The following is a 25,347-nucleotide window of genomic DNA, read 5'->3' on the forward strand; positions in this document are numbered from 1 at the left end:
GGATTGCTCGTGAGCGCGCGAGGGGCGTCAGTGCCAGGCGGTCATGCCGCGTCGCGGCGTGCGGGACACGATGTCTGGGTGGGGCGGGAGTTTGGCTATGCTCCTGGTGGCCGCGGACTCGCGCCGTGGCCCTCCGGGGGGAGTGCCATGCGGAATGCCTCGCAGTGGCTGTCGATGGTGCGACTGTGCCTGGTCTCGGGTGTCTGGCTCTGGAGCGGCCCGAGCCTCGCGTTCGAGCGGACCCTGAGTCTCCAAGGTGATTCGGCCGCCATCGCCCTGTTCCATCCCGACGACCTCGCCCCTCACCAGACGGAGCCTCAGCGCTGGCCGTGGCTCACGTTCTCCGTCCAGCCCGACCTCGAGGCCGGCAGGCTCGTCTGTTTCGAGAGCACGCTCGACGGTCCCTTCAAGGTCCGTGTCACGCAAGGAGGACTCACCGCGAGGGAGAAGCGGTGGAAGCTGGCGACCTGGACCTTCCGCCTGGAGGTCCAGCACGGCCGGGTGTTGCTCGACGGCGCGGAGAAGCTCCCACACGGTGAGCATCCCGAGCCGCTGCCGCCCGAGAGTGACCCGCGCTGGCTCCCCGTTCCCAACGGGCGGTATCGGGTGACGGTCCAGTCCCTCCGGTGGAACCGCGAGCCCGGCGCCCTGGCGCGGGATGGGACTGCGACGGAGCGGGCGTTGCCGGCCTTCGTGGTGCGGCTCGAGCCGGTGGCGGACTTCGGCAAGGTCCCCGCCCAGGGCGCCATGCCTCGCTTCGATTTCGCGGCGGAGCCGGCGGTGGCGCGCGTGCCCAGCGCGGCCGCTGGCAACCGCTTCGACGAGTGGCGCAGCACGCTGCCCACCGCGGGACAGCGGGTCGCGGTCCTCGTGGAGCCGGAGGTGCCCGTGGTGCCGTCCTTCGACGCGACGTGGGCGCTGACCCCAGAGGTCGCCGCGTCGCTGCTCTCCGACGTCCCCGGCAAGGGCATCAAGCCTCGCTACGTCGTCGTCATCCCCTCGCTGGATCGCGCGCACGTGGGCGTGTTGGCCTCGGTGGGGACCGTGCCGGGTTCCGTCGGTGGCGAGGCTGGCCAGGTGAACTTCAACGCGGATGCGCTCGTCCGGCTCGACAACCTCGAACAAGAGGGAGCGCGCCTGCTCGCCACGGTGAAGGCCTTCGAGCGGCGCAAGGGCCCCGTCGCGCCCGAGGCGCTGACGGAGCTGCGGTCCACCTTCGCCGGATACGCGGCGAGGGATGCCGCGTACCGGAGTCGCGGTGCGTTCGCCGGCTTCGAGGCCCGGTCGTTCCAGGAGATGGACTCCCCCGAGGGGATGTCGCACTTCCTGCTTCGCTACGTGCCGATGCCTTCGCGGACGCGCTGGGAGGTGTTGCTCCTGCCGACCTCGGAGCGGCTGCACCGACTGCAAGCGCTCCTCGGCGCGACAGGAGGCATGGCGCGGACCGACGAGCCCTGACGGGAGCGACGAGGCAGCGCCTCCGCCCGCACGCTCAGCTCCCGGCGATTCCAGACGTAGACCAGCCGCCGCTCCAGCTCCTTCCAGTCGAAGGTGACCTGTCCGCGCTCGCGAGACCGCAGGTCGAGGTGGACGCCCAGGCGCGTGTCGGAGCGCGTGCCCGCGCCGACATCCGGGAAGACGAAGGCCACGGCGTCCCGCACCGCGGCGCCCAGGTTCATGAGGTCGAAGTGGCCTCCCTCGAGGACCGCTTGGGAGGGCGGCGGATGGGGCTCCGAGATTCGCTGAGGCCCCGCCCGACGCGCGGTCATCCGTCCGGGGCTCCCTCGCAGGTAGCGCAAGGGGCCGCCCGTGGCCTCCTTGAAGAAGTAGGGCACGTCGAGCCTGCGCAGTTGTTCCTGCTCCTCCGCGCTGAAGCGCGCGCTCCCCGAGCGCCGTGACGCCTGCTTCCTGGAGAGCAACTGGTCATCCAGCGCCTCGACGTAGTCCGTGGTGGCCTTGACCAGCACGCGGACCCGGTGGCCCGCGACGTTGCGACGCAAGAAGGCGGTGACGCGAGGCCGCTCCATCAGCAGGAGCGCCCACAGGTCGAACATGCCCCTCAGATACGAGGGCAGGTAGGCGCCGAAGCCGATATGGCCGCGCGTGTCTCCGATGACGGAGCGCGCTTCCTGGCGTCCCCAGGGCTCGCGCCTCCTGCGCAGTTGGAGGCCTCCGGAGGGGGTCTCGAAGAAGCACGTGGAGGGGCCGTCCGCCGCGCACCATCGCGCCAGCCGCTCGAGCCCCACATGGTGGTTGCCGTGTTCCTGGACGTCGGAGACGAGGCCCGTCTCCGGCAGGCGACGCAGGGGCGAGAAGTACAGCTCCAGGTCCACGGGGTAGAGCAGCGGTCGTCGCTCTCCGGGGCGCTGTCCCACGAGCAGGTTGCCCGCGTAGAGGTCCGCCACGCCCAGGGCGAAGCAGGCGGCGCTGAGGGCTCCGGCGTCGTGCCAGAAGCGCTCCGCCGCGCGCGGCTCGAGTCTGCACCCCTCCAGTTGCCTCCCGGCCGCGGACCTCAAGACGCCCCATCGCCGGGGTCTCGGAATCCACTCATGCCAGGCGTAGTCGCGCCGGTCCGCGCCCCGCCCCGTGAAGATGCGCATCGTGGGGAGACACACCTTCCCCGCGGAGGGGGGCAGTGCATTGAGCAACTCGAACAGCGAGCCCCGACTCCCCGAGCGACGCTCCGAGAGGAAGAGCGCCTCTCCCCCGGCGGGGCGCGGCTTGTAGGCCACCGCGCCTCCACGCCGGAATTGGACACGCAACACGGCCTGTCGACCGTTGTGCGTCTCGTCGGGGTTGCTCCAGAGCCCCACCACGGGGCCGTCATAGCCATGCTTCCGGAAGAGCCCCGCCCGGACGTCTCGCGCCAGACGCTCCAGGAAGGTGGTGAAGAAGGCCTGGAAACCCTCGCAGAGGCGGCGAGGCTCCTCGGGGGGCTCGCTGGGCGGCGAGGCCGCGCACACCGAGAAGGCCTCGCGGAGCAGGGCGCCGAACAGGTCGGCGTTGGTGACGCGCAGGACGCTCCTGGCGAGGAGCCCGGGATGGCGTCGCGCCAGGTCCCCGCATGCGTGTCCGAGCGACTCCACCAACTCCACCCACGGATGGAACGCCGGTCTGTCCAGGACGCCGCGCAGGCGCGAGGCGTCATCCGCGCCAGCGAGTCGTCGTGAGGGGAAGAGGACGCCGTCGGGCCCGCGCTCGACCACGGGAGGGAACAGCTCTGCGCCCCGGCCTCGCTGGACGGCTCTCAGCAGGGCGCGGGTATACGGGGGCAGGGGGGTGGCGCGCGACGGGCGTCGCCTGGGCAGCGCCAGCAGCAGGTCCGCCTTGCCCGAGGTCGAGTGAGTCATCCGCCGTGAAAGACACAGGCGCGAATCGACCGAATCGATCCGCGCCCGTGTTCAGACGGCGAAGCGCGGCGAGCGGAGCGTCGCCCGCCGGCTCCGCTGCCGTCCTAGACGCAGTAGATGGCCCTGGAACAGGTGGCGCGACCCTTGGTGGATTGGGGAAGTGTGGTCTTCTCCATCGTCTCCATCAGTTGGGTCAGCTTCTGCTTGGCCTGCTTCGACGACCGGGCGTTCTTGGGCTTCGTCTTCTTCGCGGCAGCCATGGCACTCCTCCGTCGTGGTGTAGGGACAGCTTGGATAGCGTCGGCTGTTCAATCCCTGTCGTCAATGCCGGGTCGTCATGCGCTGGCATCCGCTCGGGCAATCGCGCGGCAGGCTTGAAGCTTTTCCAGGACACTGCGCATTCCCTCACGCGTTGCGGCAAGGTGGGTGTCGTCGCGACGTGTCTTGCGTTCAGCGCGAAAGGCCTCGAGCAACGTTCCGACCTGGGCCTCGTGGCCGGTGTTGAGCATGGAGAAGAACCTGGCGAGTGCCTTTCCCCCACCCGAGCCATGCCAGACATGGCCGTTCGCGGCGCAACTCCAGTCTCGGGGGCCCCGCTGCTCGAAGAGGATGGAGACCCCCGGCGCCACACGGACGAGTGCTTCATCCCCGAGTCGTCCGGCCGGAGCGTGGGGCGGTACGGGCTCGAATCCGCCAGCGGAAGCCCGCTTGAGCCAGGCGGCCTGGATGTTGAGCCGGGCCTCGCGGGGGTGACTCGCGTCACGGAGGGCCGACAGGGCCTCCGTGAAGGCGGCGGGCAACGACGCGGAGAGGCGTCCGTCCCGGGTGAGCGCGCCACGCGTCAGCATGGGCGCTGGCCTCCGGGGAGGTCGTGGGGCCCGCGCCCGGGAGGGCCCAGCGCCCATCACATCCTGGACGGAATAGAGCGGCCGGTGCTCGGTGATGGGAATGCCGATGTTCAAGCTGGTGGTGACCTGGGCGCCGACGCTCTCGCCCACGTGGTAGTAGGTCGAGGGCCAGTAGAGGATGTCGCCCGGCTCGACCTCCGCGGCGAAGGAGCTCGCCAGATAGGGGGCGTAGTCGAGCACCGTGGAGACGTCCTCCTTCCAGGGCCGCTTCTTCCAGAAGCGCATCCGCTTGCGGCCTCGCAGCGCGAAGAGGAACGTGGTGAAGCGGTCCAGGTGGACACCCACGGGGCTGTGCTCGTAGTTGCCGTGGAAGAGCGTGGTGATGCCTCCCGTGAGCGGCAGGCCGACGCGCCGCCAGAGTCCGGAGAAGAAGTCGCGCTCCTGGTCCCAGAGTCCGAAGGCGGAGGCGTGCAGACGGGAGAGGATGAGGGCATACCGGCGCCCGTCGAGCAGGGGCGCGAGCCGGGCGTCGTACCCGTCGAAGCCGCCATCCTCGGCGCGAGGCAGCCACGGGGCGAGCACGTGCTGCTTCATCTTCTCCACGGTGACGGTGACGTCCGACCGGGCCTGGGGCGCGGACCCATCCTCCAGATGAGGTCGGGACGCCTCCGTCGCCGCTTCGAAGATGGCTTCGAAGGTGAACGGGGCTTCGGCGGGTTGGCGGTACAGCACCGGCTTGCGGTTCCAGTAACGCCTGACGAAGACATCCCAGTCGAAGCGGTGGGCGACCTCGATGGTGGGCATGGGTCAGCCTCCTCCCTGGCGGACGACCTGAATCCCTCTCAACTGGTGGAGGCGCCCCAGCACGGTCCTCAGCTCGGCGCGCTCGCGGCCCCGCTTCGCCGTGGCGCACAGGGCACCGACGGTGGGCGGCTCGTCGTCGTCCAGGGCCTCGAGTAGCCTCCGGGCCTGGGACGTTCCGAGTCCGGGGAAGACATGCCCATGCAGGGCCCAGATCCACGGCCCCGTTCGTTCCCGCATCCGAACGAGGTTCCCCCGGAGCTGGCCGCGCACGTGCTGCGCGTCCGTCAGGGGCGCTGGTGTGTCGGGTGCGGGCGCGGGGTCCAGGCCACACGCGCTCACGCGGCGGGCCCAGACGATGCGCAGGGCCTGCTGGAGGTCCTGTTCGCGGGCCAGGGCGCGCAGCGCGTCCGCGGTCCGTTCGAGGAGCGGGATGCGCGGGGCGCGCGCGGTGTCCGCGAAAGGCAGGTAGGGCACCTCCTCGTCATGGGCGAGCCGGTCTTCGAGCAGGGACAGCAGCACGTCCTGGACGACCTCGGTGGGGTGGCTGGCCTGGAGGGGAATCGCCAGGCGGACCGCCATGCATTCCTCCAGGGACTCCACACGATGGAGCTGCCTCGAGGGGAGATACAGAAGTTGTCCCGCGTGGGCCGTCAGCGGCGCGTCACCGTCCGCGTGCGAGACGAGGAGCGTTCCGTGGAGCACGAGCAGGAGGACCGAGTGATGCTCGCGGCGCGCCAGTCCTGGCGGGGGACGGTGGCCCTGCCCCACGAGGAGCTCACAGCCGATGGGGAGGACAGGGACCCCGACCCGTTCGAGCAATCCCCGGAGGAAACCTCGCAGGGTGTTCCAGCGCGCGAAGTCGAGCAGGAAGGGTTGTTCGACGAGCAACTCGAAGGGCTGTCCCCCGAGCCCGCTGGCCGCGCGGCGCAGATAGTCTTCGACGCTCGCGTCCTCTCGTCCGGGCAACAGCGTGCCCGGTCCGGTGAGCTGTCCATCCGCGACGTGGAGGCGGACATCGGGCAGCGTCCGGAAGCGCGTGCCGAAGCGGAAGGGTGCGCAGAGCTCGATGAGGGCGCGGAACGTCGCGTCGGTGGGGAGGAGGGGTGCGCCGAGGGACAGGGTCGTGGGCGCGCGCTCCCAGTGGCGACGCACGAAAGGCTGCCAGTCCACTCCGCGGCTCATCGCTGCTCCGGTCAAGAAGGCGGGAAGCGCTGTCTGAGCTTGCGAGCGTAGAGGCTCAAGGAGGTCAGCTCCATCTGTTTCCTCCTCGCGTCGACCGTGTCTGGCTTTTCAAGGGGATACGGAACGAGCACGCCCTTCACCTCGCGGAACTTCGTCCCATAGCGCTGTTTCTTTCCAGCACGCAGCAGGACGACATCGGTGAGGTAGGCCACCTGTCGCAGGGGGACGTCCCCTCGGGCCGCGGCCGCGCGGAGCATTCGCAGACATCGTCGCTGGAACGAGGGTGCGCATTGCGAATGCTGGAGGAGGCGGCACGCGGCCTCCGAGGCGGCCGGGCCGACCAGGGTTCGCCCGGGCCAGCCGTGTTCGGCCACCACCCGCCGCAGCCACGCGACGCCCGCCGCGTCCAGCTCCGCCAACTGGCGCGAGAGCTTCCGGTCCTTGAACCGCGTCGCGACCCAGGCCTGCCGCAGCGTGCTGTCGAGACGGTCGAAGCGCAGCAACTGCTGGCGAAGCTCCCGCCCCGTCGCGGTGAGGACCGGCGCGCGGCGAGGGGGCGCCGCGCTCGTTCTGGAGTCACGTCGGGGCATGGACGCGGGACCTCGAGGGCTCGACCCTAACGTGCTCCGAGCCCGCGAGGCCACCGGTCCGCCCTGCGCGGATGGCGCCCGCGAGGCGGTCCTACAACGAGCCGGTCTCGTAGCTGGAGGGGGCATCGACGTGGAAGGCGAGGTTCACGTCGCGGCTCTCGCCGGGCGCCAGCTTCACCTTCCAGGTCGCGATGCCATCCGCGGCGTCGAGCGCGTAGCCCGTGGTGGACTCCGGCTCCACCTCCACCTTCACGTCGTCCAACTCCGAGATGGGGATGTGTTCGGACAGCTCGACCTGCTCGGCATCCTTGCGCAGGTTGGTGAGCTGGAAGCGATAGACGTAGCGGAAGCGCTTCTTCCCGCCGAAGAGCCCCTCGGGGCGCGCGACCTCCTCGACGGCGACGCGCTTGACGCGCAGGGTCTCCTCCAGGCCGAAGGTCAGCTCGAAGGGCGCGCCCTGGGCCACACGCGAGAGCGCCTGGTGCCCGAGGAAGCCCGTGTCGCGGAAGATGCTCACCGGGCCCGGAAGCAGCGGGAACGTGGTGGTGTTCGCCAACCGCGCGACGCGGAACACGACGGGATGCAGCTTGGGCACCGTCCGCCACGAGAAGCTCGCCTTGAGCCGGTGTTGGCCGAGCCGCACCCGCACGGCGCTGCCGTCACCCGGCACCCGCGTGGTCCCCTGGGCCTCCCATTGGACGGACAGCCCCTGGGAGGTGACGCGCAGTCCCTGCCCCTCGGTGGCGTCGTCCTCTGCTCCCGCCTCCGCGTGTTGTTGTGCCTCGTCGCGACGCACGAGCACCTTGCGCTCCTTGGGCCGCTTCGTGGCGGACAGGTACAGCGGCGTCACCTCGGGCGGCGTGGCGTCCTGCCGCGGCAGCGCCGTGGAGAGGAAGAGCTTCGCGCCCGTCCAGTCCTCGCCCGTCTCCTGTCGCACCGTGGCCAGGGTCGTCAGCTCGACGCTGCCGTCAGCTTCCTGGGCGCGGGCCTCGTAGAGCGGCGTCCAGGACGTCCCGCCCACCAGGTACGTCAGCTCCACGCGCGCATGCGTGCCCTCGGGGCAGGACAGGCGCACCTCGACGCGCAGCTCCCGCTGTTCACCGAGTCGCGCCAGGCGTTGGAACTCCGCTGCCACCTCCTCGCGCCGTTGGTCGAGACCTCGTTGCTTGTCCGCGACGTCGCGCGCCTCCTTCACGGCGCGCAGCCGCACGTCCATCGCCGCGTCGAAGGAGGCGTCCCACGCGCGGGTGTCGGGCTTCGGGCCGGTGAGCTCGTTCGTGACGCGGGTGACGGCGACGTTCGTGTAGCCCTGGGCCAGCCGCTCCAGGTCCTTCGCCTGCGCCTCGGCCGCGTCCAGGCGGGACTGCTCTTCGTCCAGCACCAGCTCCCGCTCCTCCCACCGGGTCCGCTCGGCGGTCAGCTCCTGGGTCCGCTGCCTCGTCTCGGCGGTCAGGCCCTCCAACGTGGCGCCCGTGGCGCGGGCGCGGAAGCTGTCGCGCGCGGTGGCCTGGGGGAGGTGGTCGAAGACGGCGGTGGTGGCGCGGGCGCACGTCACGTCCTGGACCCGGGTGACCTGGGCGCGGTCCGGATACACGACGACGGACGACACCTGGGGCGAGGCGGCGAGCGCCAGGAGGGTCAATGGAAGAAAGGTCATGGCGGGTTCCTCAGGGGGACTGGGAGAGCCGCCAGTGCTGGGGGCGGCGCACGGTGTATTCGAAGACGAGCGTGGTCTTGCCGGAGGGGGGGACGACGACGTCCCAGCTCAGCTCGCCTGTCTTGGGGTCCTCCTTCGCGGCGGGCTCGGTGCGAACCAGCTTCACCTCCACCTCGCTGTCCTGGCTCAGCGGGCGCTGGTCCACGACGTGGGTCTTCAAGGGAAAGGTGTAGGGATTGGGGACCTCCAGCGTCACCTCGTAGGTGTTGATCTCGTCCTTGGAGATGAAGCCTTCCTTCGACTGCACGACGCGCACGTTGCGGGCGGTGCGCACGGCGGGGTCCACCCCGAGCGGCAGGGTGAAGGGCTCGCCGGGGACGATGAACTTCAGGTTCGCGGTGCCCACGGGGTCCGCGCCGACGAAGAGCGCGGCCTCGCCACCCGGGAGCACCCCGCGGGACGGACTCTTGAGCTCCGCGACGAGGTACGCCTCCGACGCGAGCGCGGGGAAGACCTTGCGCTGGACCTCGACCGGCCAGGACTCCACGAGCAGGGGGATGGTGCGCTCGCCCTGTCCGCTGGGGACCGTCTCCGCGCGAGGCGCGGTGTAGGCCAGGTCATAGCCCCCGGCGAGCGACGCGGGCAGGTCCGAGGCAATCACCGGTGCCTTCCAGCCGGGCGGGGGCGTGAGTCCGACGAAGCTGTCGACGACGACTTCCGGCGCGGAGGGACTGTAGTAGCCGCCCGTGCTCGAGGGGCCGCCGCCGCCGCCGGGCATCCGCTGTCGGAACTCGGCGTCGACGTTCACACCCATCGTGGTGCTGCCCACGTCGATGGTGGGGGGCGCGCCCATGATTTCGACGACCTCGCCGAGGGACTCCGTGAGCAGCTCCACGTTCACGCGGATGGTGCGTCCCATCCGGAGCAGGATGTCCGAGCGGGCATAGGGCTTGTACTGCTCCTTCTCGAACCGCAGCGTGTAGCGGCCCGAGGGAAGGGCGTGGAGGCGGTAGTTGCCCTGGGCATCCGAGACGACCGTCTGCTCGCCCATCAGGCTCGGCGAGGTCGCGGTGACGACCACGTCGGCCATGGGCTGGCGGCTCTGGGCGTCGATGAGGGTCCCGATGATGTGGGACTGCCCCGAAGGCTGCCCTCCGTTGTTCTGTGTCTCCCTCGTGGAGGGAGGCGAGGTGGGCGGGGCATACGCGGTGGGCGAGCGCGGCGGGGTTCGCGCCGCCGGTGGAGGGGTGGGTTCCGGCCTTCCGGCGCGGCTCAGCAGTTGTCGTCGCAGCTCGAGCTCGAGGTCGGGCGCGGGCGGGCGCTCCGGCAACGGAGGCGGCTCGCTGACGCGCTCCTCCTTGCGGATGGGCTGGGGGATGAAGCGCTCGACGGTGCCGATCTTCCACGTGGTCAGCCGGGGCAGCGCGGTGGCGGTGGAGGGCAGCGCGGTGCTCAGGGTGATGCGGGCGTGCTCCCAGTCCTCGCCCGTGTTCTGGCTGACGCGGCCGGAGAACGCGACCTGGACGCGCTGCTGTGCCGGGTTCAGTTGCAACTCGAAGCGCGGATACCAGCGCACGTCGCGGACGACGAGATAGGACAGCCGCACCTTCGCGGGACCGGAGCCGGTGAGGGACACGGCGACCTCGGTGCCAGGGGTGCGCGGCAGCTCGCCCAGGCTCGCGGCCTCCTCGAGGCGGCGGCGCCGCTCGGCCTGCAGCGCCAGCATCCGGTCCTCGGTCGCGCTGCGACGGGCCTCGAGCTTCGCGAGCCGGTCCACCAGGAAGGCCACGGACGTGCCCCAGCTCGCCGGGTTCGAGGTCAGGATGCGCTGGAGCTCCGAGGACTCCTCGAGGACCCCATCCTGGGGCGCCAGGGGGCGGATGCGGCGCAGGGCGGTCATCTGGAGGGCGAACGCGGCGCGCTCGGTGTCGGCGCGGGTGATGTCGTCGTCCAGGCGGTCCAGCGTGGCGAGCAGCTTCCGGGCTTCTTCCTGGGGGAAGGGCGAGGGGCTGGCGGGGCGGATGTCGACCGACGTCACCTCGGCGCCCTGGGCCTCGACCTGGACGGAGTCCGGGGAGACGCCGTCCGGCAGTCGAGGCAGCTCCAGCCGCTGGGGGCCGGAGAGGGTGACGTTGGCGGTGCGCACCACCCGGGCACGGTCGCTGTAGACGGTGACCCCGGTGATGGGCGCCTCGGTGGTGGCTTGCAACAGGCTGGTCGCGACGAGTCCGAGTCCGAGCAGGAGCATGGCGCCAAGGTAGCCAGCGCCGTCTGCTCACATCTTCACGGAGTCATCATGACGCGGGCATGAATGGTTCATCTCCCATCCCTTCGCGTCACGTGGCGCCGCGTGAACCGGTGGCGGCGCGCTAAGGTCCGGGGCGAGCCTCGGGGAGGGAAGACATGCACGTCATCACCAGTCAGGCGCAGGGCGCGAAGGTGCGGCTCGACCGCATCGCCACGGAGCCGCCGGAGAAGGAGCAGAAGGCCGACGCGAAGGCGGAGTTCGACGCGTTGGGACAGGAGCTGTTCGACCTCCAGGACCTGCTGTGGGGGGCGCGCATGAACTCCGTGCTCATCGTCCTCCAGGGGCGCGACACGGCCGGCAAGGACGGCACCATCAAGCACGTGGTGGGCAACCTCAATCCCCGGGGCGTCTCCGTGGCGTCGTTCGCCGCGCCCTCGGACGAGGAGCTGTCCCACGACTTCCTGTGGCGCATCCACCAACACACGCCGCGCCTGGGCGAGTTCTCCATCTTCAACCGCTCCCACTACGAGGACGTGCTCGCCGTGCGCGTCCACGACCTGGCGCCCAAGGCGCTCTGGAAGGCGCGCTACGAGCACATCCGCGACTTCGAGCAGATGCTCGTCGAGCACGGCACCATCGTCCTCAAGTTCTTCCTGCACATCAGCCTCGACGAGCAGGAGAAGCGCCTGTTGGACCGGGAGGAGGAGCCGCGCAAGGCGTGGAAGCTCAGCGCCAGCGACTGGGAGGACCGCGACCACTGGGATGACTACACCCGGGCCTACCAGGACGTCTTCGCGCGCACCTCGACGAAGGAGGCGCCGTGGATCCTCGTGCCGGCGGACGCCAAGTGGTATCGCAACCTGGTCGTCGCGCGCGCCGTGGCGGAGGCGCTGCGGCCCCACCGTCGTCGCTGGCAGGAGCGCCTGGACGAGGTGGGCGCCGCGAAGAAGGCCGAGCTCAAGGCCTGGCGCAAGGAGAGCCAGCGCTGAGCCCGTGTCGCGGTCACCGCCGCGCCCGGAGGAACGACCGGGTGCGGCGGAGCCACGGCCGGAGGTCTCAGCCGTGCGGCACCTGCGGGCACGTCGGGCCCTCGCACACGGGGACGCAGTCGACGGTGCACCAGCCCTCCTCGTAGGTCTCACAGAGGTGGTTGCCGCACGTCGAGGCGTGGCAGTCCCACGGGCAGCTCACGTCGGTCTCGGAGCCGTTGCACACGCCGTCGCCGCACCACGGCGAGGGATTGTTGGGGCAGTCCCAGGGGCAGGTCGCGGACGACTCGCCGCCATTGCAGATGCCGTCGCCACAGAAGGCGGCGGGCGTGCAGTCCTCGGGACAATACTCGGCGCTCTCCCCGTTGGCGGTGTCACAGATGCCGTCGCCGCAGAGGTACATGCAGGGCTGGCAGGTGCCCCCCGGTCCCGGGGGCCCGCAGGGGCAGATGAGCTCCGACTCGGCCGACGTCAGCGGCTCGGGGGACGAATCCGCGGTGCCGCACGCGGCGAAGAGGCCCAACGACAAGCCAGCCAGCGCGACCAGAAGACGTGTCTTCATGCGTGACTCCTTGAAAAGCAGGGGGAGCATGCAGGTCTATCACACCCGGCTTTCCAGGTCAGTCTCATCCACCCGTCAGCGGCTCGTTTCCGAGGCTGGATGGCTAAGGTAACCGGATGAATGGTGATGGATTGATTTCATCGCCCTGTCTCGAACCTGTCTCCAATTGCCAGTGCTTTCCGGGTGCTCACCGGATAGTCTGTCATCCCCCCAAACGGAGAGGTGGATGATGCGCCTGATGGTTCTTGCTGGGCTCGTGGGTCTGCTGAGCGGCTGTGGTGCAGGGAACGAGGCGGGTGACACGACGGAGCAGCCCGGGGCCGAGGTCCAGGCCCAGGACGTCCGTGAGCAGTGGTGCAACAGCTACAAGTCCCAGCAGTACTGTCCGAAGAACGTGTGCGTCTGGTACAGCACGCCCGCGCCGGGCAAGTGCGGTCTGCCCGCGACGGAGTAGTCGACCCGTTGGAAGCGCCGGCTCCCCGCCTGTCCCGGAGGTGCTCGGGGCAGGCGGTGTCTCGGGGCCGTGGCCTCCTGTCCTCCCGAAGTTGATGGCCGGAGCACGAATGGATGCGTCGCGTCAGGGTTATGTCCGGCGGGTCGGCCTCTTCTCGGGCGTCATGCTGGTCATCGGCGGAATCATCGGCTCGGGCATCTTCCTCAACCCGGCCATCGTCGCGCAGCGGGTGGGGACCCCCGGTCTCACGCTGGGTGTCTGGGCGCTCGGTGGAGGGGTGGCGCTCATCGGCGCCTTCGTCTACGGGGAGCTGGGGCAACGCATCCCGAAGGCGGGCGGCAGCTACGTCTACCTGCGCGATGCCTTCGGTCCGCTGCCCGCGTTCCTCAATGCCTGGGGGTTGATGTGGGTGATTGCCACCGGTGCCATCGCGGCGGTGGCGGTGACGTTCGCCCACTACACCCTCGCGCTGACGGGGCTCGGCGCGGGCTTCCGGCTCCCCCTCGCGGTGGGCGCCATCGTGTTGCTCACGGGCATCAACTGGGTCGGCGTGCGGCCCGGGGCGCTCACGCAGAACGTCTTCACCGTGCTCAAGCTCCTGGCGCTCGCGGTGCTGGTGGGCGCGGGGCTGCTGCTCGCCGACCCGCTGGCCGCGCGGAGTCTCCCGACCACTCCGGCCGCGCCGGGCTCCATCGTGCTCGCGGTGGGGGCGGCGCTGGTGCCCGTGCTCTTCAGCTACGGGGGATGGCAGCAGACGAACTTCGTCGCGGAGGAGCTGGTCGCTCCGGAGCGCAACCTGCCGCGCGCGCTGCTGTTGGGCGTCATCGGCGTGGTGACGGTGTACCTGCTGGCGAACGTGACCTACCTGCGGACCCTGGGGCCGGCGGGGTTGGCGGCCAGCAGCGCGCCCGCGGCGGACGCGCTCGGCCAGTTGCTGGGGCCGGTGGGGCGCAGCTTCATCACCGCGGGCGTGGCGCTCTCCACCTTCGGGTTCCTCAACCTGGTCATCCTCGTCTCGCCGCGCGTCTACCACGCGATGGCGGCGGACGGGCTGTTCTTCCCGCGCCTCGCGCGGCTCCATCCCCGCTTCCACACTCCCACGGCGGCCCTGTCGTTCCAGGCGGCCTGGGCCATCCTCCTCACGTGCACCGGCACGTATGGCGAGCTGCTCGACGCCGTCGTCTTCGCGGATTGGCTCGTCTTCGGGAGCACCGCGGCGACGCTCTTCGTCTACCGGGCGCGGGAGCGGCGAGGGCTCGTCCCACGCGTGGGCTACCGCGTGCCCGGCCATCCGTTCACGACGCTGCTCTTCATCGCCGCCGCCGGATACGTCGTCGTCGGGGCGGTGGTGTCCAATCCGATGAACGCGCTCCGGGGCGCGGTGCTGATGGCGACGGGTGTCCCCGTGTACCTGTTCTGGCGGAGGCGGGGCGCGCGGGCGGAGTCCGTCACCGTGGGGCCGGACGTCGTCGGAGGCGGCTCCTAGCGCCTGCCCGCGAGGGCCGCGACGTCAGGCCGACTTGGGCGCGTCGACGACCTCGACGTTGCGGAAGTCCTGGCAGGGCTGCTTGATGCCGAGCACGTACTTCACCGAGCGCAGCTCCATCAGCAGCTTGTGCCACAGGCGGCGGAGCAGGTTGGGCTGGACGCGGGCGGGGAGGGCGGCGGAGACGTGGTCCAGGTCGAGGTAGTGGGTCGGGGTGCGGCCGATTCCCTCGAACTCGTGCTCCAGTCCCTGGCAGTGCCCGCGCAGCACCGGGTCGAGCGTCGCCAGCACCGGGTCGGTGACGAGCACGTACTCCGTCAGCGGGACGTCGTTCTTCAGCATCCGGTGGACGAGGATGACGTCGACGCCCGCCAGCTCCGTGAGGTGCTTGACGCGCTGGAAGGCGACCTCGCCCGCGTGGGCCACGAACTTGAGCGTCAGCGCGTTGGCCTGCATGCAGCCGTCGCAGTTGCACATGCGGTCGAGCACCAACTGCTCCCGGCGCGACAGGAAGGCACGGCGGATGTCCGCGACGTGCCGGGCGAAGGTCGGGAAGTCCTCCCCCACGACGTAGAAGAAGGCCGCGTCTCCCTCCAGCTTGGCCAGCTTGAGGGTCCCGGCCGCGTCGATGACGGCCTCGAGCAGCAGCGCCACCGTCTCCTGCGCGTGCGCCAGGCTGAAGCGGTGGTGTCGCATGAAGCGGGTGTATCCGCCGATGTCCGCGATGAGGAGGAGCGCCTTCTCGATGGCCATGTGCGCCGGCAAGCCTAGCCCAGCGTCACCGGGCGCGTACGGCTTCTCGCGTCACCTCCTCAGGAACACCGCCACCGTGGCGGCGAGGAACACCGCCTGGATGAGTGTCCGGGGGGCGAGGGACGGCACGGGCGCACCGGCGATGCTCAGCCGCTCGCGCGCCGCGTGGACGTTGGCGGGGAACATCGCCACCAGCATCAGCGTCAGCCCGAGCGCGGCCCAGGGGGCCAGGGAGGGGACTAGCAACCCCAGGGCGCCGAGCAGCTCCAGCACGCCCGTGAGCGTCACGAGCAGGCCGGGCCGGGGGAAGGCCTTGGGCACCATGCGCACCAGGTCCGGCCGGCGCCTGCCCCAGTGGGCGCAGGCGGTGAGCAGGAACATTCCCGCGAGCGCCAGCCGCAGCGGCGTGTGCCACCCCTCCAGGAGGGGGACGCCGAGCAGGCCGAGGCCGGAGAGGACGACGAACAGCGCGGCGAGGACGATGAGCGGGGCCATGCCGCGAAGCTACGGAGGAGGGGCCCCCGTGGGCTTGAACGAACTGGCTGCATTCCGACGAGCGCGGACGGTGATGCGCATCCTCCAGGAAAGGAGAGGGACCATGGCCATCCAGCAGATACGTCCATACATCCACCTCGACGGCACGGCGGAGCGTGCCCTCCGCTTCTACGAACGCGCGCTCGGGGCGCGGGTGGAGACGCTGATGCGGTTCTGGGACGGACCGGGAATGAAGATGGCTCCCGAGCACCTGGACCGTGTCATGCACGCGAGCCTGCGCGTGGGCGAGCAGTCGTTCCTGCTCGCCGACACGCTCCCCGACAGGCCCGCCCCCGTGGGGCGGCAGGTCGACATCCTCCTGGACTTCGACGACGCGGCGGACCTGGTGGCGAGGTTCCAGGCGCTCTCCGAGGGGGGCACCACCGTCATGGCGCCGCACGATGCGTTCTGGGGCGCGACGTTCGCCATCCTGGACGACGCCTACGGCGTCCGCTGGCTGCTCAACTGTGAGAAGAAGCGCTGAGTCCCGGGGTCGTCCGTCCGCCGGCCCCGGCCCCACCCACACCCTGGAGTCGGACCATGGCCGTGCCCAACCCCCGCAAGCTCTTCGTCAACCTGTGCGTCCAGGACCTGAAGCGGTCGATGGCGTTCTTCTCCGCGCTCGGCTTCACCTTCAACCCGAAGTTCACCAACGAGCAGGCCGCGTGCATGGTCCTCAGCGACGACGGCTACGTCATGCTCATCACCGAGCCCTACTTCAAGACGTTCACCCGCCGGGCCATCTGTGACACCCGCACGCATACGGAGGGGCTGTTCACCGTCTCGTGTTCGAGCCGCGCGGAGGTGGACGACCTGGTGAAGAAGGCGCTCGCGGCGGGAGGCACGAACGCCATGCCCGCCCAGGACCACGGCTTCATGTACGGCTGGAGCTTCTACGACCTGGACGGCCACCACTGGGAGGTCGTGTGGATGGACCCGGCCGCCGCCGCGTAGCCGGCCTGGACGGGCGTCTCAGGGCTTCTTCGGCGGATGGGCCTTCGCGTCCCATCCGCCGCCCAGCGCCTTGATGAGCCCGACGGCGGAGACCATGCGCTGGCCCTGGATCGAGACGAGCTGCTGCTGCGCGGACAGCAGCGTGGTCTGCGTGGTGACGACCTGGAGGTAGGTCGTGGTGCCCGCCTTGTACTGGTTCGTGACGACGTCCAGCGTCTGCCGGGCGAGCGAAACGGCCTCCTGCTGGATCACCACCTCCTGCTCGAGCACGCGCAGGGACACCAGGTTGTCCTCCACGTCCTGGAAGGCCTCGAGCACGGTCTGCCGGTACTCGGCGACGCCCTGCTCGTACACCGCGCGAGCCTCGTCCGTCTGGGCCTTGCGCAGGCCCCCGTCGAAGAGGGTGGCCACCAGCTGGGGGCCCAGCGCCCAGACCAGGTGCGGGGCGGTGAGCCACTGCGCGAGGGTGGAGCTGGTGAAGCCGCCGGACGCCGACAACGTCAGCGAGGGGAAGAACGCGGAGATGGCGATGCCGATGCGCTCGTTGGCGGAGGCGGCGCGTCGCTCGGCGGCGGCGACGTCCGGCCTGCGCTCGAGCAGCGTCGACGGCAGTTGCGCGGGGATGGCGGGAGGCGTGGAGGTGAGCGGGACGCGAGGCAGCGCGAAGCCCGAGGCGGGCTCCCCCACGAGCACCGCGATGGCGTGCTCGTACGTCGCGCGGGCAATCTCGTTCTCCTGCGCCGAGGCCCGGGCGAGCGCGAGCTGGGTCTGCGCCTGGAGCACGTCCGAGCGCGCCGCCACGCCCTGCGCATAGCGGTCGAGGGTCAGCGCCAGGAAGCGCTCGTAGGCGATGACGGTGTCGTCGAGCAGCCGCTGGGCGGCGTCCAGCGCGCGCACCTGGAAGTAGGTCTGCGCGAGCATCGCCTGGGCGGACAGGAGGGCGTTGCCCCAGTCCGCGGCGGCGGCTTGCTCGGCGTACTTCGCGCTCGACACCTCGCGGCGCACGCCTCCCCACAGGTCCAGCTCCCAACTGGCATCGAGCGACGCGTCGAAGACGTTCCCCACCGTGGTCTGTCCGGCGTTGATGCCGCCGGGGGCGTTGCTGCTGCGGCCCGCGCCCTGGGCCCGCGTGGCGGAGCCGGACGCGCCGAGCGTGGGGAACCACGACGCCCGTGCCTGGGCCACCAGCGCGCGCGACTGGCGATAGGCGGCCGCGAACCCCACCACCGTCTGGTTCGCGGTGGCGACCCGCTCCTCCAGCGCGTCCAGCTCCGGGAGGGCGAAGACGCGCCACCAGGCCCCGCGCTCCTCCCGGTCCGCGGGCTGGGCGGGCTTCCAGCCCTCGCCGCCCTCCTTGAAGCGCACCGGCACCATCAGCTTCGGACGCTGGTAGTCCGGCCCCACCGCGCAGCCCGCCAGCCCCGCCAGGAGCAGCAGGGGGCGCCATCGACGAGGAGCGAAGGAGGGAGGCATGGGGGGGCTCCAGTCGCCTCAGGGCCCGCGCGTGGGCAGCGGGGGCGCGCGGCGGGAGCCCCGTTCGCGCACCCAGTGGCCGAAGCGGTCGAGCGTCAGGTAGATGACCGGCGTGGTGTAGAGCGTGAGCAACTGGCTGGTGCACAGCCCGCCCGCGATGGCGATGCCCAGGGGGCGGCGCAGCTCGGAGCCCACGCCCGTGCCGAGCGCCAGGGGCAGCGCGCCCAGCAGCGCCGCCACGGTGGTCATCAGGATGGGGCGCAGGCGGAGCTGGGCCGCGTGGAAGATGGAGTCCCGGGACGAGCGCCCCTCCTCGCGCTCCGTCACCAGCGCGAAGTCGATCATCATGATGGCGTTCTTCTTCACGATGCCGATGAGCAGGATGATGCCGATGAGGGCGATGACGGACAGGTCCAGCCCCACCGCCAGCAGCGCGAGCAGCGCCCCCACGCCCGCCGACGGCAGCGTGGAGAGGATGGTGAGCGGGTGGACGATGCTCTCGTAGAGGATGCCCAGCACGATGTAGACGGCGAACAGGGCCGCGGCGACGAGCAGGGGCTCCGAGGCCAGTGACGCCTGGAAGGCCTGGGCCGTGCCGCTGAAGCTCCCGTGGATCTCCGACGGGAGCCCCAGCTCCCGCACGCTCGCGTCGATTTCGTTCACCGCCGTGCCCAGGGACGCGCCCGGCAGCAGGTTGAAGGACAGCGTCGTCGAGGGGAACTGCCCCTGGTGGTTCACCGACAGGAGCGTCGCGGCGGGCGCGAAGCGGGCGAAGGCGGACAGCGGCACCTGGGCGCCCGAGGGGCTCTGGACGTAGAGCGCGTCCAGGCTCTGCGGCCGTTGCCAGAACTGGTCCTGGACCACCATGACCACGTGGTACTGGTTCTGCGCGGTGTAGAGGGTGGACACCTGTCGTTGCCCGAAGGCGTCGTAGAGCGCGCTGTCCACCACCGCGGGCGTGAGGCCGAAGCGTGACGCGGTGTCGCGGTCCACGGTGACGTAGCTCTCCAGGCCGTGGTCGCGCTGGTCGCTGTTGACGTCCACCACCCCGGGGAGCGTCTTCATCCGCTCCAGGACCCGGGGGGACCACTCGAGCAGCGTGGGCAGCGTGTCCGCGGACAGCGTGTACTGGTACTGGGCGTTGCCCAGGCGCCCGCCAATCACCAGGTCCTGGGCGGACTGGAGGTAGAGGGTGGCGCCCGGGACGGCCGCCAGCTTCCCGCGCAGGCGGTTGATGACCGCGTCCGCCGTCACCTTGCGCTCCGCCAGGGGCTTGAGCGTGACGTAGAGCGAGCCGGCGTTGGTCGAACCGCTGAGGCCGCCGACGGAGCCCGCCACGGCCTGCACCGCCGGGTCGTCGTCGATGAGGCGCACGTAGGTCTCGAACTTCTCCCGCATCGCGTCGTAGGAGATGTCCTGCTCCGCCTGGATGCTGGCGGTCAGCCGGCCCGTGTCCTGCTGGGGGAAGAAGCCCTTGGGGATGATGACGAACAGCCAGGCGCTGAGCGCGATGGCGGCGAAGGTGAGCAGGAGCAGCAGGCCGGGGTGGCGCAGGGACCAGTCGAGGCTCGTCGCGTAGCCCTCGCGCATCCTCCCGAAGGGGTGGAGGTCAAAGCGAGCGCGGCGCCCGGTGCGGGGACGGCGGGGGCGCAGGAGCCGCGAGCACATCACCGGCGTCAGCGTCAGCGACACCACCAGGGACATGAGGATGGCCACCGACAGGGTGATGGCGAACTCGCGGAACAGCCGCCCCACCAGCCCCTGCATCAGCAGCAGGGGGATGAACACGGCGATGAGCGAGAGGCTCATCGACATGACGGTGAAGCCCACCTCCCGCGCGCCGCGCAGCGCCGCCTCCATGGGCGGCAGGCCCTCCTCGATGTGGCGCTGGATGTCCTCCAGCACGACGACCGCGTCGTCCACCACGAAGCCGGTGGAGATGGTGAGGGCCATCATCGACAGGTTGTCCAGGCTGAAGCCCAACAGCTTCATCACCGCGAAGGTGCCCAGCAGCGACAGGGGGACGGCCACGCTGGGGATCAGCGCCGCGCGGGGGCTGCCCAGGAAGGCGAGCACGACCAGGATGACCAGGACGATGGACAGCACCAGGGTCATCTCCACGTCCCGCAGCGAGGCGCGGATGGTGGTGGTGCGGTCCATCATCACCGTCAGCCGGATGTCCTGGGACAGCAGCGCCTGGAAGGTGGGCAGCTGGGCCTGGAGCGCGTCCACCGTGTCGATGACGTTGGCGCCGGGCTCCTTGAAGATGACCAGGATGATGGCCTCCTTCCCGTTGGCCAGGCCCAGGCTGTGGACGTCCTCCACGCCCTCCTCGACGGTGGCCACGTCCTGGAGCTGGACGGGGGCGCCGTCGACGTAGGAGATGACGAGCGGCCGGTACTGTTCGGCGCGCAAGAGCTGGTCGTTCGCGGAGATCCAGAGCGTGCGGGGCCCCTCCTCGAGCTGCCCCTTGGGGCGGTTGGCGTTCTGGGCGGCGAGGGCGTCGCGCACCACGTCCAGGCCCAGGCCATAGCGGGCGAGCGCGGTGGGGTTGACCTGGGCGCGCACGGCGGGCAGCGCGCCACCGCCGACGATGACCTGTCCCACGCCCTTCACCTGCGACACCTTCTGCTGGAGGATGGTGGACGCGGCGTCGTACATGCTGCCGCGGTCGTGGTGCTCCGACGTGAGGGCCAGCAGCATGATGGGGGCGTCCGCGGGGTTCACCTTCCGGTAGGTGGGGTTGTTGGGCAGGTTCGTGGGCAGGTTGCCCCGGGCGGCGTTGATGGCGGCCTGGACGTCGCGCGCCGCGCCGTCGATGTTGCGCGACAGGTCGAACTGCACGGTGATGCTGGTCGAACCCAGGTTGCTCGCGGACGTCATCTGGGTGATGCCCGCGATGCGGCCCAGCTGGCGCTCCAGCGGCGTGGCCACGGAGGTGGCCATCGTCTGGGGGCTCGCGCCCGGGAGCTGCGCCGACACGCTGATGGTGGGGAACTCCACCTGCGGCAGCGGCGCGACGGGCAGGAGGTTGAAGCAGAGTGTTCCCAGGAGGGCCAGGCCCACCGCGAGCAGCGAGGTGGCCACGGGGCGGCGGATGAAGAGCGCGGACGGGTTCACGCGGGCCCCCGGGCCGGAGCGCGGTGGGCGGCCGCGCGCCGGGAGGCCTTGCGCGCCAGCAGGTCGAAGCCCAGGTAGATGACGGGCGTGGTGAAGAGCGTCAGCAACTGGCTGACCATGAGCCCGCCGATGATGGCGATGCCGAGCGGCTGCCGCAGCTCCGCGCCGATGCCGCCCCCGAGCGCGAGCGGCACGGCGCCGAGCATCGACGCGAGGGTGGTCATCAGGATGGGACGGAAGCGCAAGAGGCAGGCCTCGTGGATGGCCTCCTCCGGCGAGCGGTGCTCCACGCGCTCGGCCTCCAGCGCGAAGTCGATCATCATGATGGCGTTCTTCATGACGATGCCGATGAGCAGGATGATGCCGATGAGGGCGATCATCCCCAGCTCCTGCCCCGTCAGCCGCAGCCCGAGCAGCGCCCCCATGGCCGCCGAGGGCAGCGTGGAGAGGATGGTGAGGGGGTGGATATAGGATTCGTAGAGCACCCCGAGCACGATGTAGACGACCACCACCGCGGCCAGCACGAGGAAGCCCTCGTGGGCGAGCGAGTCCTGGAACGTCTTGGCGGTGCCCTCGAAGGACGTCTGCACCGACAGCGGCATCTGGAGCGAGTCGCGCGCGGCGTCGACGACGCTCACGGCCTCCGACAGGGACACCCCGGGCGCGGGGTTGAACGAGACGATGGCCACGGGGAACTGGCCCTGGCGGTTGATGCTGAGGGGCCCCAGCCCCCGCGACGTCCGGGTGAAGGTCCCCAGGGGCACCGGGCCTCCCGCGGCGGAGTGGACGTAGAGGGCGTCCAGCGCGGTGGTGGCGTGCTGGAGTGACGGGGTGACCTCCAGCACCACGTGGTACTGGTTGAGCTGGGTGAAGATGGTGGAGACCTGGCGCTGGCCGAAGGCGTCGTAGAGCGCGTCATCGAGGTTCTGCGCGGTGATGCCCAGCCGTGACGCGGTGGTCCGGTCCATCTCCACGTTGAGCCGCAGCCCGTTGTTCTGCAGGTCGCTGGAGACGTCGGCCAGCTCGGGCCGCTCCCTCAGGTGTTCGACCAGCCGGTTCGTCCAGCGCTCCAGCTCCGCGGCGTCCGGGCTGCTCAGGCTGTACTGGTACTGCGTGCGGCTCACCCGGCTGTCGAGCGTGAGGTCCTGGACGGGGGAGAGGAACAGGGAGATGCCCGGCACCTCCGCCAGCCGGGCCTGGAGGCGCTGGACGACCTGCGTGGCGGAGGCGTCGCGCTTCGAGAGGGGCGCGAGCGTGATGAGCATCCGCCCGCTGTTGAGCGTGGGGTTGGTGCCGTCCACGCCGATGAACGACGACAGGCCCTCCACCGCGGGGTCCTCCAGCACCACCCGGGCCAGGGCGCGCTGGCGCTCGGACATGGCGTCGAAGGAGAGCGACGGCGGCGCGGCGGAGATGCCCTGGAGGATGCCGGTGTCCTGGACGGGGAAGAAGCCCTTGGGGATGGAGAGGAACAGCAGCGCGGTGCACAGCAGGGTGGCCGCGGCGACGAGCAGCGTGAAGCCCCGGTGCCGCAGCACCCACACCAGCGCGACGTCGTAGCCGCGGACCAGCCGGTCGAAGGCGTCGCCCATCACCCGCTCGAAGCGGCTGGGGTGTTGCTCGTCCCGGTGCCGCAGCAGGCGCGAGCACAGCATGGGGGTGAGCGTCAGGGAGACGACGGCGGACAGGAGGATGGTGGTGGCCAGGGTGATGGCGAACTCGCGGAACAGCCGGCCGACGATGTCGCTCATGAACAGCAGGGGGATGAGCACCGCGATGAGCGACACGGTGAGCGAGAGGATGGTGAAGCCGATCTGCTTGGAGCCCTTGAGCGCCGCCTCCATGGGCGTCTCGCCCGCCTCGATGTAGCGGCTGATGTTCTCGATCATCACGATGGCGTCGTCGACGACGAAGCCCGTGGCGATGGTGAGCGCCATCAGCGTCAGGTTGTTGAGGGAGAAGCCGAGCAGCAGCATCGCGGCGAAGGTGCCCACCAGCGACAGGGGGACGGCCGCGCTGGGGATGAGCGTGGCGCGCGCGTTGCGCAGGAACAGGAAGATGACCAGCACGACCAGGGCGATGGAGAACAGCAGGTCGCGCTGCACGTCGGCCACGGAGGCGCGGATGGTGGTGGTGCGGTCGCTGAGCACGGCGACCTTCACCGCGGCGGGGAGGGTGGCCTGGAGCCGGGGCAGGAGCTGGCGCACGCCGTCCACGACGGCGATGACGTTGGCGCCGGGCTGGCGCTGCACGTTGATGATGACGGCGGGCTCGAGTCCGGTCCACGCGGCCTGGCGCACGTCCTCTGCCCCGTCGACGACGCGCGCCACGTCTCCCAGCCGCAAGGGGGCGCCGTTGCGGTACGCGAGGATGAGCGGGGCGTAGTCCGCGCTGGTGAGCAGCTGGTCGTTCGAGTCGAGCGTGTACGCCTGCTGGGGGCCGTTGAAGCTGCCCTTGGGCTGGTTGACGTTGGACGCGACGATGAGTGTGCGGACGTCGTCCAGGGTGAGGCCGTTCCCGGAGAGCGCGGTGGGGTTGACCTGGACACGCACGGCGGGGCGCTGGCCGCCGCTGATGCTCACCAACCCCACGCCGGGCAACTGCGAGAGCTTCTGCGCCAGCCGCGTGTCCGCCAGGTCCTCGACCTGGGGGAGGGGGAGCGTCTGGGACGTCAGCGCCAGGGTGATGACCGGCGTGTCCGCGGGGTTGACCTTGTTGTAGATGGGCGGGTTGGGCAGGTCCTGCGGCAGCAGGTTGTTGGCGGCGTTGATGGCGGCCTGGACCTGCTGCTCGGCGATGTCCAGGCTCATCGACAGGGTGAACTGGAGGGTGATGACGGAGGCGCCGCCGGAGCTGGAGGACGTCATCTGGTCCAGCCCGGGCATCTGGCCGAACTGGCGCTCCAGCGGCGCGGTGACGCCGGAGGCCATCACGTCCGGGCTCGCGCCGGGATAGAACGTGAGAACCTGGATGGTGGGGTAGTTCACGTCCGGCAGCGCGGACACGGGCAGGAGCCGGTAGGACAGCGCGCCCGCCAGCAGGAGCGCCACCATGAGCAGCGACGTGGCGATGGGCCTGAGGATGAAGGGCCAGGACATTCAGGGTCCTCCGTCCGGCGCCGGCGCGGGCGCCGCGGGGCCTCCGCTGCCCCCCACGCCGGGGCCCTGGCCCTGGGCCGCGGTGGCGGGCTGGCGGCGGATCTTCGCGCCGGAGGTGAGGCCGTCCGCGCCGTCGACGACGACCACCTCTCCCGGGTGGAGCCCCTGGGTGACGACGGTGTCGTCGCCGTCGGTGGGGCCCGTGGTCACCGCGCGCGAGCGCACCGTGTCGTCGGGCTGGACGACGTAGAGGTACGCGCCCTGGACGCCGTGCTGGATGGCCGCGGTGGGCACGAGCGTGGCGCCGCGCAGCGTGTCGATGATGAGCCGGGCGTTGACGAACTGCTGCGGGAAGAGCCGCTCGTCGCGGTTGGGGAAGCTGGCCTTCAGCCGCACGGTGCCGGTGGTGGGGTCTATCTGGTTGTCGGCGGTGAGGAGCGTGCCGGTGGCCAGGACGTTTTTCTGCGCGCGGTCGTACGCCTGGACCTCGAGGGGGACCTTCGCGCCGAGCTTCTCCATGATGCGAGGCACGTTGTCCTCCGGGACGGAGAAGATGACCGTGATGGGCCGCAGGGTGTTGACGATGACGAGCCCGGTGGTGCTGGACGCGCTGACGATGTTGCCGGGGTCCACCAGGCGCAGCCCCACGCGGCCGGACACGGGGGCGGTGATGCGCGTGTACACGAGGTTGAGCCGCGCGGAGTCGACCGTCCCCTGGTCCGCCTTCACCACGCCCTCGTACTGGCGCACCAGCGCCGCCTGGGTGTCGAGCGTCTGGCGGGAGACGGAGTCCTGCTCCACCAGGACGGTGTAGCGGCGCAGGTCGAGCCGGGCGTTCTCCAGCAGGGCGCGGTCCCTGGCGAGCTGTCCCTCGGCCTGCTCGAGCTGGACCTGGAAGGGCCTGGGGTCGAGCTGCGCGAGCAGCTCGCCCTCCTTCACGTCCTGTCCTTCACGGAAGGCCACGCGCATCAACTGACCATCCACGCGCGTGCGCACCGTGACGGAGTAGGTGGGGACCACCGCGCCCAGGCCCACGATGGAGACGGGGACGTCGCGCGTGGTGGCGGGCGCGGCGACCACCGGCCGGGGGCCGCGCGCGGCGGCGTTGGCCCCGGGGCCCCCTGGGGCGTTCGCGCCCTTGGCCGGGGCATGTCGGCGGGTGATGAGGAGCGCGCCCAGGCCGACGAGCACGACGAGCAGCACCCAGGGCCACACCCGGCGTCGCGGTCTCCTCCTGGGAGGGAG

The 25,347-nt window shown here is 70.7% G+C and carries 19 protein-coding genes; 5 read left to right on the plus strand and 14 right to left on the minus strand.

Annotated elements, in window-relative coordinates; translation table 11 throughout:
- Positions 1 to 1,334: 1,334 nt before the first annotated feature.
- The 7 genes from LZ198_RS00515 to LZ198_RS00545 all read right to left on the minus strand — a co-directional run bounded on the left by LZ198_RS00515 (position 1,335) and on the right by LZ198_RS00545 (position 10,679).
- Complete coding sequence (locus LZ198_RS00515) at positions 1,335 to 3,350, minus strand: DUF4135 domain-containing protein (protein WP_253969835.1); 2,016 nt, start codon at positions 3,348 to 3,350, stop codon at positions 1,335 to 1,337.
- A gap of 104 nt (positions 3,351 to 3,454) precedes the next feature.
- Positions 3,455 to 3,610 carry a hypothetical protein gene (locus LZ198_RS00520; RefSeq protein ID WP_253969836.1) on the minus strand — a complete coding sequence of 52 codons (156 nt, stop codon included), beginning with the start codon at positions 3,608 to 3,610 and terminating at the stop codon, positions 3,455 to 3,457.
- A 75-nt stretch (positions 3,611 to 3,685) separates the two neighbouring features.
- On the minus strand, positions 3,686 to 5,002 hold the full coding sequence (locus LZ198_RS00525; protein ID WP_253969837.1) for a JmjC domain-containing protein: 1,317 nt from the start codon (positions 5,000 to 5,002) through the stop codon (positions 3,686 to 3,688).
- Positions 5,003 to 5,005: 3 nt separating this feature from the next.
- Positions 5,006 to 6,172 (minus strand): hypothetical protein, encoded by a 1,167-nt coding sequence (locus LZ198_RS00530; RefSeq protein ID WP_253969838.1) that lies wholly within the window; start codon positions 6,170 to 6,172, stop codon positions 5,006 to 5,008.
- Between the two features lie 23 nt (positions 6,173 to 6,195).
- Positions 6,196 to 6,774: a DUF6624 domain-containing protein gene (locus LZ198_RS00535; protein WP_253969839.1), complete on the minus strand. Its 579-nt coding sequence runs from the start codon at positions 6,772 to 6,774 to the stop codon at positions 6,196 to 6,198.
- A gap of 91 nt (positions 6,775 to 6,865) precedes the next feature.
- Positions 6,866 to 8,431, minus strand: a complete 1,566-nt coding sequence (locus tag LZ198_RS00540) for a mucoidy inhibitor MuiA family protein (RefSeq protein ID WP_253969840.1) — start codon at positions 8,429 to 8,431, stop codon at positions 6,866 to 6,868.
- Positions 8,432 to 8,441: 10 nt separating this feature from the next.
- Positions 8,442 to 10,679: a mucoidy inhibitor MuiA family protein gene (locus LZ198_RS00545; RefSeq protein ID WP_253969841.1), complete on the minus strand. Its 2,238-nt coding sequence runs from the start codon at positions 10,677 to 10,679 to the stop codon at positions 8,442 to 8,444.
- Positions 10,680 to 10,834: 155 nt separating this feature from the next.
- On the opposite strand from LZ198_RS00545, the gene LZ198_RS00550 reads away from it, so the two are divergent.
- Positions 10,835 to 11,668, plus strand: a complete 834-nt coding sequence (locus LZ198_RS00550; RefSeq protein WP_253969842.1) for a PPK2 family polyphosphate kinase — start codon at positions 10,835 to 10,837, stop codon at positions 11,666 to 11,668.
- A 67-nt stretch (positions 11,669 to 11,735) separates the two neighbouring features.
- Here the strand turns inward: LZ198_RS00550 and LZ198_RS00555 are convergent, their stop codons facing one another.
- Complete coding sequence (locus tag LZ198_RS00555) at positions 11,736 to 12,230, minus strand: tenascin-X (RefSeq protein WP_253969843.1); 495 nt, start codon at positions 12,228 to 12,230, stop codon at positions 11,736 to 11,738.
- Positions 12,231 to 12,456: 226 nt separating this feature from the next.
- On the opposite strand from LZ198_RS00555, the gene LZ198_RS00560 reads away from it, so the two are divergent.
- Positions 12,457 to 12,684 (plus strand): hypothetical protein, encoded by a 228-nt coding sequence (locus tag LZ198_RS00560; protein WP_253969844.1) that lies wholly within the window; start codon positions 12,457 to 12,459, stop codon positions 12,682 to 12,684.
- Positions 12,685 to 12,793: 109 nt separating this feature from the next.
- A complete protein-coding gene (locus tag LZ198_RS00565; protein WP_253969845.1) occupies positions 12,794 to 14,170 on the plus strand; it encodes an APC family permease in 1,377 nt (458 codons plus the stop codon).
- 24 nt (positions 14,171 to 14,194) lie between these two features.
- Here the strand turns inward: LZ198_RS00565 and LZ198_RS00570 are convergent, their stop codons facing one another.
- A complete protein-coding gene (locus LZ198_RS00570) occupies positions 14,195 to 14,923 on the minus strand; it encodes a DUF2652 domain-containing protein (RefSeq protein ID WP_253969846.1) in 729 nt (242 codons plus the stop codon).
- Positions 14,924 to 14,974: 51 nt separating this feature from the next.
- Positions 14,975 to 15,418 carry a DoxX family protein gene (locus LZ198_RS00575; protein WP_253969847.1) on the minus strand — a complete coding sequence of 148 codons (444 nt, stop codon included), beginning with the start codon at positions 15,416 to 15,418 and terminating at the stop codon, positions 14,975 to 14,977.
- A gap of 103 nt (positions 15,419 to 15,521) precedes the next feature.
- Between LZ198_RS00575 and LZ198_RS00580 the strand changes: the two genes are divergently transcribed.
- A complete protein-coding gene (locus LZ198_RS00580) occupies positions 15,522 to 15,941 on the plus strand; it encodes a VOC family protein (RefSeq protein ID WP_253969848.1) in 420 nt (139 codons plus the stop codon).
- 56 nt (positions 15,942 to 15,997) lie between these two features.
- Positions 15,998 to 16,411 carry a VOC family protein gene (locus LZ198_RS00585; protein WP_253969849.1) on the plus strand — a complete coding sequence of 138 codons (414 nt, stop codon included), beginning with the start codon at positions 15,998 to 16,000 and terminating at the stop codon, positions 16,409 to 16,411.
- 18 nt (positions 16,412 to 16,429) lie between these two features.
- On the opposite strand, the gene LZ198_RS00590 is transcribed toward LZ198_RS00585, so the two are convergent.
- The 4 genes from LZ198_RS00590 to LZ198_RS00605 are packed head-to-tail and all read right to left on the minus strand — an operon-like array spanning position 16,430 to position 25,317.
- Positions 16,430 to 17,884, minus strand: coding sequence for an efflux transporter outer membrane subunit (locus LZ198_RS00590; protein ID WP_253969850.1), 1,455 nt, complete (start codon positions 17,882 to 17,884; stop codon positions 16,430 to 16,432).
- Positions 17,885 to 17,902: 18 nt separating this feature from the next.
- Entirely contained in the window at positions 17,903 to 21,004 is a 3,102-nt protein-coding gene (locus LZ198_RS00595) for a multidrug efflux RND transporter permease subunit (protein WP_253969851.1), read from the minus strand.
- Positions 21,001 to 24,102, minus strand: a complete 3,102-nt coding sequence (locus tag LZ198_RS00600; protein ID WP_253969852.1) for a multidrug efflux RND transporter permease subunit — start codon at positions 24,100 to 24,102, stop codon at positions 21,001 to 21,003. Before LZ198_RS00600 ends, LZ198_RS00595 begins: the two co-directional genes overlap by 4 nt.
- On the minus strand, positions 24,103 to 25,317 hold the full coding sequence (locus tag LZ198_RS00605; RefSeq protein ID WP_253969853.1) for an MdtA/MuxA family multidrug efflux RND transporter periplasmic adaptor subunit: 1,215 nt from the start codon (positions 25,315 to 25,317) through the stop codon (positions 24,103 to 24,105). It abuts the gene before it with no gap.
- Positions 25,318 to 25,347: the final 30 nt, after the last annotated feature.

It is taken from the genome of Myxococcus dinghuensis, from assembly GCF_024198235.1.
In the GTDB taxonomy this organism is placed as follows: domain Bacteria; phylum Myxococcota; class Myxococcia; order Myxococcales; family Myxococcaceae; genus Myxococcus; species Myxococcus dinghuensis.